Genomic DNA, 11456 nt, shown 5'->3' with positions numbered 1-11456 from the left:
TCTCAAGGTGGCAATGTAAAAGATAATGAGAAAAAACAAGGCGATAAGTTACCTAATACGGCAACACATTATCCTGCATCTATTTTAATGGGACTTTCAACATTCCTAATCGGTATGTTACTATTTATTCGCCGTAAAAATGCAAAATAAAACACATCCTTCCATCTAAAACATACATGAAATAAATTGTAAAACTAAAAAGGACTTTGGATTGCATTATATTATGCAGCCCAAAGTCCTTTTTATCACCTATCAGAAAGAGTATTAATACGCTTTTCCCCAATACACCATTTGTTTAGATTCTTGACCACAACAAATACATTCGTCAGCTAAATGCTCTTGCTCAAAAGGCATACAGCGTGAAGATACTCCAACTTCTTCTTTTAATTTCTCTTCACAAGCTAATTCTCCGCACCACATTGCCTTAATAAATCCTTGCTTTTCATCCGCTACTTTTTTCATCTCTTCGAAATTCGTCGCACTATACGTATTCTCATCGCGAAATACTTTTGCCTTATTAAATAAAGAATTATGAATTTCCTCAAGTAATGCTGGAATACGTTCTTCTAATTGATCCATTGATATAAATTCTTTTTCTTTCGTATCTCGTCTTACAAGTACGACTTGATTCTTTTCAATATCTTTAGGGCCAACTTCTAATCGAATTGGAATGCCCTTCATTTCATACTCATTAAATTTCCAGCCTGGTGTTTTATTACTAGCATCTATTTTTACTCGTGCAACCTTTTGAATATGTTCTTGTAACTCTGTTACTTTCGCTAAAACTCCTTCTTTATGCTGAGCAATTGGTACAATAACAACTTGCACTGGTGCGACTTTAGGAGGCATTACAAGCCCATTATTATCACTATGAACCATAATAAGTCCACCTATCATTCTTGTTGATACACCCCAAGATGTTTGGTGTACATATTGCCACTTACCGTTACGATCTAAAAACTTAATATCAAATGCTTCAGAGAAATTCGTTCCAAAGTTATGAGATGTTCCTGTTTGGAGTGCTTTCCCATCATGCATTAAGCTTTCAATCGTATAAGTCGCCTTTGCGCCCGCAAATTTTTCTTTCTCTGTTTTTTGTCCTTTAATTACTGGTATCGCTAAGTAGTCTTCACAGAAAGAAGCATATAGATTTAAAATATGTAACGTTTCAGCTTGAGATTCTTCTGCTGTTTCATGAATTGTATGACCCTCTTGCCATAAGAATTCCGTTGTACGAAGGAATGGTCGCGTTGTTTTCTCCCAACGAACTACTGAACACCACTGATTATATAGCTTTGGCAAATCATTATAGGATTGCACAATTTTTGAAAAATGCTCACAGAATAAAGTTTCAGATGTAGGGCGTATACAAAGTCTTTCTGCTAACTTTTCATCCCCGCCATGTGTCACCCATGCTACTTCAGGAGCAAACCCTTCTACATGGTCTTTCTCTTTTTGCAATAAACTCTCTGGGATAAACATTGGCATATACACATTTTCATGACCAGTTGCTTTTAACTTCTCATCCATCACTTTCTGCATATTTTCCCATAAGGCATAACCGTACGGACGTAGAATCATACATCCTTTTACACTTGAATAATCAACAAGCTCTGCTTTTTTTACAATATCTGTGTACCACTGTGCAAAGTCCTCTTCCATCTTCGTAATCGCTTGTACTTGTTCTTTTGCCATAGTCAGTCTTCCTCCTTTTGAAAATACAAAAAAGCCCGCGTCCCTAAATAGGGACCGAGCTTTGCCGGCGTTACCACCCTGATTCATGCACAAAAATTGCGCATGCTCTCTTTTTGATAACGGGAAATTCCCGCTGCATATGCAGAACGCAAAGGTAGGTTCCATATCGCCTTTTTAAGAATCTTTCAGCCGGGCTGATTCTCTCTCTGCTAAAAAGGTTGAACATGTACTAGTCCTTTTTCATCGTTATAACGAAATAAATTTGTTGATTATCATAATACAAATTCTTTTTTAAAACAATAGCTAATTTTCTCATTTTTATATATTCTTTTCGTTTTTTGCAGTTTTATACGTAGCTTTTTCTCGTGATTTTTAAAAGTTGATGTGCAATCATACCGATAAGTGTACCAAGTAGAACGAAAAAACCAATAAATCCATATCCCATTCCTTCCCATCCACCAATTACCATCATTGTAACGGGAAAGGATGCTAAACAAAGAAGTATTAAACTAAGTGCAAATATAATATCGAACTGTTTGTTTGGAAACCGTTTCTTTAGTAAATACGAAATACCAAATACAAGGATAATCGTAATTCCGCCAATGATATAAAAGATACTAAATCCATCTAGCCAATCCATAGTGTTTCCTCCTCCCATTCATTCCCTTATACTTAATTATATGTTTAACTTTTCTGAAAATAAATAATAAATTTTTACCTAGAAATATATTTTTATTACTAGGTATTAATAGTAATATATAAGAATAGGTTTTATATAATCAGGAGGGAACTTTATGGATAAAGCATTAACAAACCACGTCATTATTTTATCTTTCGATTGCTTATCAGCTTTAGATTTTCCTATATTACAAAAACTTCCTAATTTCCAAACATTAATAAACAAGGGCGCGATGGCGAGAAAAGTGGAACCTATTTATCCTTCTGTAACATATCCAAGTCACTCAACAATCGTTACTGGAAACTACCCTAATAAACATGGCGTAGTTAGCAATACATTACTTCAACCTGGACGCGAGTCACCAGATTGGCATTGGTATCGAAAATCCATTAAAGGAACAACGTTATACGATGAAGCACGTAAAGCAAATTTAACGACAGCTGCCCTTCTATGGCCTGTTACCGGCAGAGCAAATATTGATTACAATTTACCAGAAATTTTTCCAAATAGACCGTGGCAAAATCAAATTTTAGTTTCATTATTTAGCGGTAGCCCGCTATATCAATTAGATTTGAATCAACGTTTTGGTCATATAAGAAATGGCTTATCCCAGCCTGAACTCGATGATTTCGTACTTGCTTCTGCTGTGCATACAATTCAGACGAAAAAGCCTAATGTCATGTTTGTACATTTCACCGATTTAGACACCCAAAGACACTATTACGGCTTTGAATCTCAAGAAACAATAGCCGCAATTCATAGACATGATGAACGGCTAGGAAAAATTATTCAAGCTTTAAAAGACAGTGATCTATACGAAGAGAGTACAATTATTGCTCTTGGTGATCATAGCGCTTTAAGTGAAAACAAAGCCATTCAATTAAATGTACTATTTCATCAAAAAGGGCTTATATCTATAAACTCAAAAGGAAAATTAGTAGACTGGAAGGCCTATTGCCAAAGTTGCGATGGCTCTGCCTATGTATATGTGAAAGACAAAAATGATACAGATACAATTCAAAAAGTACAACTACTACTTGAAGAATTACTTCAAAATAAACAAAACGGTATTGAATTTATACTACATGATGAAGCTGCAAAAGACTGTGGTGCAGATGGTAATTGTTTATTTATGTTGGAAGCACAAGAAGGCTATTATTTCACTGAAAACTATACAGGCGATTTTATAAAAGAAATTACTGAAAAAGATGTTACGCCTAGTAAAAAATATACATTTGGTACGCATGGATACTCCCCGACAAAACCTAACTATGAAACAATTTTTATTGCTGGTGGGAAAGGGATAAAAAGCGGTGTTACCATCCCGTATATGAGACTTATTGATGAAGGTCCGACTATCGCTAGGCTACTCGGTTTACACTTAGGTGAAACAGACGGATCAATTGTAGAGGATTTACTTCAATTGTAAAGAACTGTGTATATATGTAAAAGTTATGTAAAAATCATCACTGTTTCTCTTTTTATAATTTTTATTTTTGTACACTGTTAGTAGAACAAATTTAAGGGGGAACATTATATGAAAAAAATGTCCAGACAAGAAAAAAGCTGGATATTATACGATTGGGCGAACTCGGTATATTCGCTCGTCATTACAACTGCATTATTCCCAATTTACTTTAAGGCAGCTGCAAAAGAAGCTGGACTATCTGGTGCAACTTCAACAGCATATTGGGGATATGCAAACTCGTTCGCTACACTGTTAATTTCTATACTTGCTCCTATTCTCGGCACAGTTGCTGATTATAAAGGGTTTAAAAAACGATTTTTCACATTCTTCTTCGGACTCGGCATCGTATTTACAAGTATGCTAGCAGTCGTCCCAACATCTCAGTGGTACTTATTACTAGGTTGCTATATGCTCGCACTAATCGGTTTTGCGGGAGCAAACATTTTTTATGATGCATTTTTAGTAGATGTTACCTCTAAAGATAGAATGGACCGAATTTCTACAAGAGGCTTTGCATTAGGCTATATTGGGAGCACCATTCCTTTTATCGGTTGTATCGCTCTTATTATTCTTGCTCAAAAAGGAACTATCCCTTTATCAGTCGGCATTGCTAGTCAAATTTCATTCGCAATAACAGCTCTTTGGTGGGGATTATTTACAATTCCAATGCTAAAAAACGTAGAGCAAACGCATTATATTGAACGCCATCCAAGACCGATTGCAATGAGCTTCAAACGCCTTGCTGATACTTTTAAAAATATTAAAGAATATAAAACAGTCTTCATGTTCCTAATCGCCTATTTCTTCTACATTGACGGGGTCGATACAATTATTACTATGTCTACCGCTTACGGAACAGATCTCGGTATTAGTGCAACGAATCTATTAATCATCTTATTTGTCACACAAATTGTAGCTTGTCCATTCGCTTTATTATATGGAAAATTATCAGAAACATTTACAGGGAAAAAAATGCTATATGTCGGTATTATTATTTATATTATTATCTGCACATATGCTTATTTCTTAAAAACAACACTCGATTTCTGGATTTTAGCAATGTTAGTTGCCACTTCTCAAGGTGGTATTCAAGCGCTTAGTCGTTCCTATTTTGCAAAACTAGTACCTAAAGAATCTGCAAATGAATTCTTCGGATTTTATAATATATTTGGCAAGTTCGCAGCGATTATGGGTCCAGTATTAGTCGGTGTTACGACGCAATTAACGGGAAAAACAAACGCTGGTGTCCTTAGTATTATTGTACTGTTCATTATCGGTGGATTCTTATTAACTAGAGTTCCTGAAAATAGTACATCCGTTACACCACCTAGTCCAAAAACGAAAACGCTATAAGAAAAAGATCCTCTTCATATGAGAAGAGGATCTTTTTCTTATTTTATCGATAACGTCTTACAAGTAAAAATTCTACAGCCGGCTTTACAACTATCGCAGCGCATAACGCAAACAAAAGCGGTATGTTATGAAAATCAATCCATTTATTAAAACCTACCGATGCGAAAAACAAACCAAAAATTAATACAACAAGTACATAATACGTAACATTTGCACTTGTTTTTAATACATGCTTTTCTACATCTTCTTTCTCCTCCGTTGTCCCTTCCACATTATGCGATGCCAAACTTTTAAACATATAATGTAATGCGATGCTACAAATAAATAGTGCATACCAGTTTACTTGAAGTTCAATTAACCAATAATAAAGTGCAAACACTAACGTACTTATAGCCACTAATGTCGTAACTACAAGGCTTATTTTCTCTTTCCCCAACAACTATTCCCCCTACAGCTTGTACAAAAATAGTTTATCAACAGTTGTTCCTAATACTTCAGCTAAACGGAATGCTAACGCTAAGCTTGGATCATATTTATTATTCTCAATTGCATTTATCGTCTGTCTAGAAACTTTACACTTATCAGCCAATGCACCTTGTGAAATATTGTTTTCAGTGCGTAATTCATAGATTTGATTTTTCACACCATTTCTCCTAACCTGTAAAATCGTTTTTACATCATCAGTATATAGTTGGGGCATTTCATTGTCAAAAGATTGCCACAAAAAAAGGAGCAATTCTGCTCCCTTACAATGGTTATTTCGAAGCTAACGAATTTGTTATTTCCTCTTTATTAGCGACATCTTCTTTATTTATTTGCATGCGTAGAACCGGCCCTATCGCAAATAAAATAAGTGCCATTGCTATACAAAATACAGTAACTAGTGAAGTCATCTCCTTCAATCCTCCAGCTAGTGAAGTTCCGATTAACATCGCCCCCATAAACAGCGGCAAAATTGTTCCATTTACTCTTCCAATCATATTTTCTGGTACAAGTTGAATCATAAGCGTACCGACAATGATATTAACACAAGCTAAACAAATACCTGTTCCAAACCTCATGAAACTAGTAATCCAAAATGATGTAGATAGCCCTTCTACTAAAAATGATATTGCTAATATGCTCATACCGAATACAAACATCTTTTTCGGATTCACTTTTGAAGCAAAAACTGCAGCAACAATCCCACCGACTAACATACCGATTCCATCAGCTGCGGCTAAATATTGAACTGCTTCTTTTTCCATTCCAAGCCGTTCTATTACAAGAAACACTTCTAATGGATTCGTTAGTCCAACAGCTAAGCCCATAATGGTGAAAGTGATCGTAATCATACGTAAATTTTTCGTATGAAGAACGTATTTCCACCCCTCTTTTATATCATTTTTCAATGAATCTCTCGCCACTTGCTCTTGTTCCACCCATTTTGGTAAAAACGAAAGAGCAATAGCAGATAACAAAAATAAAATGATTAAGCTATATAGTGACGTAAATAAACCAAGTTGTGTGTACACAAGCGATCCTACTACTGGTCCAAAAATCAGAAATAATGACTGTAATGTTTGGTTAAATGCAATCGCATTTGCTACCTGTTCTTCTTTTACATAGCGCTTAAATATACGCGAAGATGATGGCTGAGAAAACTGACCTACAATCGCGGAAATGAGTGTTGCAAAAAATATAGCCTGCCAATAATCTAACTTTAACAACAAGACAATTCCTACAATAGACAGTACACTTAATACATCTCCAGCAACCATCGTTCTTTTCGGATTCCAGCGATCAGCTAGCGCCCCACCGATAAACGAGAAAATAAAAATAGGTGCATATTCCATAACCGATAACAAAGAAACTGAAACTGGATCATTATTCGTTCGCTCCATTATGAAATATAAAAGAGCCATATTTCTGATCCAAATTGCAAATTGTTGTAAAATATCAGATGCCATAACGAGCATAAATGCTCGGTTTTTAAATAAAGCGTTCATTTTCATTCCCCTTTCATAAACCGACCGTTCGGTCTAGTTTATTTTGTAAGAAAAGCAACTGACTTATTATTCAGCTGCCATTCCTTTTAACAATACATCTATTGCCTTTTTATAAATACGTTGCAGCTCTTTATAATCTAACTCATAGTAAAGTACTCCAAGCCCCGATAATAATCCATTCACAATATACATAAGATCACGCGTATTATCTTCACGAAACTCTCCAGACTGTATGCCTGCTTCAATTAGTTTCTCAAACATAACATATGATTCTCTAGTTAAAGCCAATAGTTCATCCAAAATCTCTTTACTTACAACTTGGCTCATAGAGAATTCCTCTATTGCATTTGAAATAGGCTGCTGTATGTCCTCGACATGATATTCCGCGAGACCATATAGTTTTTCAGTATTCGTACTATACAACTTCTCTTTTTCATTCCATTTTTCAAGCCAATCATACGTATGCTGTTTCACTACAAATAAAAATAATTCTTCTTTACTTTTAAAGTGATAATAAATGCTTCCTTTACTTCGCTCTGTAATTTCACAAATCTCTTCCATAGATGTAGCTGCATAGCCCTTCTGTGAAAACAGACTTTCTGCTTTATAGGCAATTTCTTTCTTTATCTCTTCTGCACTTCTTCTCATATTCACACCTCTTTAAACCGACCGTTCAGTCTAATAATAACAAATAAAAAACCTCTATCGCAAGAGGCTATACTCCTTATTTAAGAAAACGTACTTTCAAACCACGTTCGAATCATATGTATGATTCCAATTTTAAATCCTAATTTAACAAGAACTACGCCTCCCGCAGCTAATAAAAATAACACTACTTTCCCCTTGTTTTTCACTTTCAGTTCCCTTTTCATTTCTATTCCCCTTAGTACGTTAAAAATATTAATCAAACGTTTGTTTAACTGTTGTTATGCATATGTAAGCCAACTAATCAAACGTTTGTTTAAAAAGAAATACGCCCGTTATAGGGCGTATTCTCATCAATCACCGCCGCCTCCGCCACCATCGCAGCTACCTCCGCTATCTCCGCCAAAAGATCCTCCACAATCATGTGATCCTCCATGCGAGCTATCATTATCAGATCCAGCAAAGAAAAATAATGGTGATGAGTTGTTAGATGAATTATGAATGTTATTTTGTTTCGTAAGATTTACCTTCTTTTTGTTTGATCGAACTGCTGTTACGATCGTTCCAACTACAACAAATAATAGTATGACAATAATAAATTCCATATAAAAGCCTCCCTTAATCTTCGAATAATTGAATGGTTCTTTCTAGATTTTCAAGTGAAATGAAGCGCGATTCACGAAGGATCTCTTTTCCATTATAAAATAATAAAACCGTTGGCCCTGTAAATACTGCATATCGCCCCGCAATTTCTTGCATGTCTTGGAGTAATATTTCTACTTTCTCTACGTAATCATAATTCTCTAGTACGCCATTTACTTTTCTTAGCATAACATCACAAACACCACAATTTTCCGTTTTAATAAAGAGCATCACTAATTGTTGTTCTTCAATATATGTTGCTAATTCTTCGATCGTTTCAAATGTATTCATCTTATCCCTCTTAGCGTAATTTACGAAATACTTTACCTTGATACATACGAAAAGCTGAACTATCTTTAATCTTTCTCTTTTCCATTACCTGCTGAAAACGAAGCGTTTTTGCTGTTAACTCTTCTTGTAATTCTTTTCTCTCTGCTTCATCATAACAGCACGCAATTAAGTCTTCTATTTTTAATATATCTTTTTGTAGTTCCATTTCTGGTGGAATCATACCCGCATTTTTTAAAATTTTATAACTCATTCTAAGTTCTGGAGGTACCATTGAAAGGTCTTCTAATTGTAGTGGTTTTCCTTTTCCCGGAATATGATCAAGGTCTCCATTCCGTATTGCCTGTCGAATTTTTTCTTCAGCAATGTTCAAAAAGACATCCACACCACTCGCTCCTTTACATATTTTTACTATTATTTTACATGATATTTTCTCATCTCGCTACGCTATTACAAATTGACTTCATACAATTTTTTCTCAAATTTAATTACAAGAAGCCTTTTCCCCCCTAATCAATATTTTATTTTCATGTGTAATCTGTATTAGAGCCACTTCATATTGAGAAAGTCTTCTCGAGTCCAATAAAGCGTTTACACCAAATCTTACATTTGCTACGATTTAATCACCCCCAGCTCCCTTGTATAGACTTCGTGATGTCTGATCATTTTTTATCTAGACGTTTCATACGTCTAGATTCATTTTGGTTTATTGGCGTATGCCTTTAAATATATCTTTTATTTTGAAAGGAGAAATGACTATGAGATCAAAAAAATTCACGCTGCTATTACTATCCCTACTACTCTTCTTACCTCTTTTTCTCACAAACTTTATTACTCCAAATTTCGCATTAGCAGATTCACCAAAGCAAGGTCAAAAAATTGTTGGGTATTTCCCTTCGTGGGGCGTGTACGGACGTAATTATCAAGTTGCAGACATTGATGCATCAAAGCTAACTCATTTAAACTATGCTTTCGCTGATATTTGCTGGAATGGAAAACATGGAAACCCTTCTACTCACCCCGATAATCCAAATAAACAAACGTGGAACTGTAAAGAATCTGGTGTACCACTGCAAAATAAAGAGGTCCCTAATGGCACTCTCGTACTCGGTGAACCATGGGCTGATGTCACAAAATCTTATCCAGGATCGGGTACAACTTGGGAAGATTGTGATAAATATGCCCGCTGCGGAAATTTCGGAGAACTGAAACGATTAAAAGCTAAGTACCCTCACTTAAAAACAATTATTTCAGTTGGTGGATGGACTTGGTCTAACCGTTTTTCTGATATGGCCGCTGATGAAAAAACAAGAAAAGTATTCGCTGAATCTACAGTAGCCTTTCTTCGCGAATATGGATTTGACGGCGTGGATTTAGACTGGGAATACCCGGGTGTTGAAACGATTCCTGGTGGTAGTTATCGTCCTGAAGATAAACAAAACTTCACCCTACTCCTTCAAGATGTTCGAAATGCATTAACGAAAGCTGGTGCAGAAGATGGAAAACAATATTTACTAACAATCGCATCAGGTGCAAGCCAACGTTATGCGGATCATACAGAGCTAAAGAAGATCTCTCAAATACTGGATTGGATTAATATTATGACATATGATTTCCACGGTGGATGGGAAGCTACTTCTAACCATAATGCAGCACTATACAAAGATCCAAATGACCCAGCAGCAGATACGAAATTTTACGTAGATGGTGCGATAGACATTTATACAATTGAAGGGGTTCCAGCGGATAAACTCGTATTAGGTGTGCCTTTTTACGGACGTGGGTGGAAAAGTTGCGGCAAAGAAAATAATGGGCAATACCAACCTTGTAAACCAGGTAGTGACGGAAAGCTAGCTTCTAAAGGTACTTGGGATGATTATTCTACCGGTGACACAGGTGTGTACGATTACGGTGATTTAGCAGCTAATTATGTGAATAAAAATGGTTTTGTTCGCGGATGGAACGATGTAGCGAAAGTACCTTATTTATATAATGCGACTACAGGAACGTTTATTAGCTATGATGACAACGAATCTATGAAATATAAAACAGACTATATAAAGACAAAGGGTTTAAGTGGTGCAATGTTTTGGGAACTAAGTGGAGATTGCCGTACAAGTCCAAAATATAGTTGTAGTGGACCTAAATTACTTGATACGTTAGTAAAAGAATTACTTGGTGGACCTATTACTCAAAAAGATACTGAATCACCAACAAACGTAAAAAACATTGCTGTTACAAATAAAAATTCAAACTCAGTTCAATTAAACTGGACTGCATCTACTGATAATGTAGGAGTTACGGAATATGAAATTACTGCCGGAGAAGAGAAATGGAGTACAACAACAAATAGCATTACAATTAAAAACTTAAAATCTAATACAGAATACACATTTTCAATAATAGCAAAAGATGCTGCTGGGAATAAATCACAGCCTACTTCTATTCTTATAAAAACAGACGATGCTAACACAACACCTCCTGCGGGAAATGGGAATGCTACTTTTTCAGTCACTTCAAATTGGGGAAGTGGTTACAACTTCTCGATTGTAATTAAAAATAGTGGAACGACTCCTATTAAAAACTGGAAATTAGAATTTGATTACAACGGCAATTTAACACAAGTTTGGGATTCTAAAATTAGTAGTAAAATAAATAATCATTACGTAATTACGAATGCAGGATGGAATGGTGAAAT

At 35.5% G+C, this 11456-nt stretch carries 14 protein-coding genes and 1 other annotated feature; of the genes, 4 read left to right on the top strand and 10 right to left on the bottom strand.

From position 1 onward, the window contains the following. The coding region (locus tag MR113_RS25425) for an LPXTG cell wall anchor domain-containing protein (RefSeq protein ID WP_242257277.1) at positions 1–150 on the top strand (150 nt) is incomplete at its 5' end. Between the two features lie 114 nt (positions 151–264). On the opposite strand, the gene proS is transcribed toward MR113_RS25425, so the two are convergent. Both proS and MR113_RS25415 read right to left on the bottom strand, forming a co-directional pair. Next, positions 265–1695: a proline--tRNA ligase gene (gene proS, locus MR113_RS25420; RefSeq protein ID WP_242257276.1), complete on the bottom strand. Its 1431-nt coding sequence runs from the start codon at positions 1693–1695 to the stop codon at positions 265–267. Positions 1696–1741: 46 nt separating this feature from the next. Continuing rightward, positions 1742–1948, bottom strand: a binding site (T-box leader). 93 nt (positions 1949–2041) lie between these two features. Then, the gene (locus MR113_RS25415; RefSeq protein ID WP_242257275.1) at positions 2042–2335 is read right to left on the bottom strand and encodes a YesK-like family protein; all 294 of its coding nucleotides are present in this window, start codon (positions 2333–2335) and stop codon (positions 2042–2044) included. 154 nt (positions 2336–2489) lie between these two features. Here MR113_RS25415 and MR113_RS25410 point away from each other — a divergent pair, with 154 nt between their 5' ends. Together MR113_RS25410 and MR113_RS25405 are read left to right on the top strand one after the other, a co-directional pair. Continuing rightward, positions 2490–3803, top strand: a complete 1314-nt coding sequence (locus MR113_RS25410) for an alkaline phosphatase family protein (protein WP_242257274.1) — start codon at positions 2490–2492, stop codon at positions 3801–3803. A gap of 108 nt (positions 3804–3911) precedes the next feature. Further along, positions 3912–5195: an MFS transporter gene (locus MR113_RS25405; protein ID WP_061676697.1), complete on the top strand. Its 1284-nt coding sequence runs from the start codon at positions 3912–3914 to the stop codon at positions 5193–5195. A 43-nt stretch (positions 5196–5238) separates the two neighbouring features. On the opposite strand, the gene MR113_RS25400 is transcribed toward MR113_RS25405, so the two are convergent. The 8 genes from MR113_RS25400 to MR113_RS25365 form a co-directional block, all read right to left on the bottom strand. Beyond that, positions 5239–5631 (bottom strand): hypothetical protein, encoded by a 393-nt coding sequence (locus tag MR113_RS25400; protein WP_242257273.1) that lies wholly within the window; start codon positions 5629–5631, stop codon positions 5239–5241. A gap of 12 nt (positions 5632–5643) precedes the next feature. Then, a complete protein-coding gene (locus MR113_RS25395; protein WP_002070345.1) occupies positions 5644–5895 on the bottom strand; it encodes a helix-turn-helix transcriptional regulator in 252 nt (83 codons plus the stop codon). Between the two features lie 55 nt (positions 5896–5950). Continuing rightward, positions 5951–7183: an MFS transporter gene (locus MR113_RS25390; protein ID WP_242257272.1), complete on the bottom strand. Its 1233-nt coding sequence runs from the start codon at positions 7181–7183 to the stop codon at positions 5951–5953. A 66-nt stretch (positions 7184–7249) separates the two neighbouring features. After that, positions 7250–7831, bottom strand: coding sequence for a TetR/AcrR family transcriptional regulator (locus tag MR113_RS25385; protein WP_001254436.1), 582 nt, complete (start codon positions 7829–7831; stop codon positions 7250–7252). Positions 7832–7911: 80 nt separating this feature from the next. Next, a complete protein-coding gene (locus MR113_RS25380) occupies positions 7912–8055 on the bottom strand; it encodes a hypothetical protein (RefSeq protein WP_000817921.1) in 144 nt (47 codons plus the stop codon). Between the two features lie 126 nt (positions 8056–8181). Further along, the gene (locus tag MR113_RS25375; RefSeq protein WP_000394367.1) at positions 8182–8433 is read right to left on the bottom strand and encodes a hypothetical protein; all 252 of its coding nucleotides are present in this window, start codon (positions 8431–8433) and stop codon (positions 8182–8184) included. 13 nt (positions 8434–8446) lie between these two features. After that, positions 8447–8761 carry a thioredoxin family protein gene (locus MR113_RS25370; RefSeq protein ID WP_242257271.1) on the bottom strand — a complete coding sequence of 105 codons (315 nt, stop codon included), beginning with the start codon at positions 8759–8761 and terminating at the stop codon, positions 8447–8449. Positions 8762–8771: 10 nt separating this feature from the next. Beyond that, positions 8772–9143 (bottom strand): DnaJ family domain-containing protein, encoded by a 372-nt coding sequence (locus tag MR113_RS25365; protein WP_000382352.1) that lies wholly within the window; start codon positions 9141–9143, stop codon positions 8772–8774. Positions 9144–9516: 373 nt separating this feature from the next. Between MR113_RS25365 and MR113_RS25360 the strand changes: the two genes are divergently transcribed. Beyond that, positions 9517–11456: glycosyl hydrolase family 18 protein (locus MR113_RS25360; protein WP_242257270.1), on the top strand; the 1940-nt coding region annotated here is incomplete at its 3' end.

This window comes from Bacillus cereus group sp. BfR-BA-01379 (assembly GCF_022663605.1).
GTDB lineage: Bacteria > Bacillota > Bacilli > Bacillales > Bacillaceae_G > Bacillus_A > Bacillus_A mobilis.
The sequence above is the reverse complement of the archived record's forward strand: the minus strand, read 5'-3'. Positions and strand labels throughout refer to the sequence as shown.

Bases quoted from the DNA above. Each gene is read 5' to 3' on its own strand.
- proS (WP_242257276.1), bottom strand. From the start codon at position 1,695: ATGGCAAAAGAACAAGTACAAGCGATTACGAAGATGGAAGAGGACTTT.
- MR113_RS25415 (WP_242257275.1), bottom strand. From the start codon at position 2,335: ATGGATTGGCTAGATGGATTTAGTATCTTTTATATCATTGGCGGAATT.
- MR113_RS25410 (WP_242257274.1), top strand. From the start codon at position 2,490: ATGGATAAAGCATTAACAAACCACGTCATTATTTTATCTTTCGATTGC.
- MR113_RS25405 (WP_061676697.1), top strand. From the start codon at position 3,912: ATGAAAAAAATGTCCAGACAAGAAAAAAGCTGGATATTATACGATTGG.
- MR113_RS25395 (WP_002070345.1), bottom strand. From the start codon at position 5,895: ATGCCCCAACTATATACTGATGATGTAAAAACGATTTTACAGGTTAGG.
- MR113_RS25390 (WP_242257272.1), bottom strand. From the start codon at position 7,183: ATGAACGCTTTATTTAAAAACCGAGCATTTATGCTCGTTATGGCATCT.
- MR113_RS25385 (WP_001254436.1), bottom strand. From the start codon at position 7,831: ATGAGAAGAAGTGCAGAAGAGATAAAGAAAGAAATTGCCTATAAAGCA.
- MR113_RS25380 (WP_000817921.1), bottom strand. From the start codon at position 8,055: ATGAAAAGGGAACTGAAAGTGAAAAACAAGGGGAAAGTAGTGTTATTT.
- MR113_RS25375 (WP_000394367.1), bottom strand. From the start codon at position 8,433: ATGGAATTTATTATTGTCATACTATTATTTGTTGTAGTTGGAACGATC.
- MR113_RS25370 (WP_242257271.1), bottom strand. From the start codon at position 8,761: ATGAATACATTTGAAACGATCGAAGAATTAGCAACATATATTGAAGAA.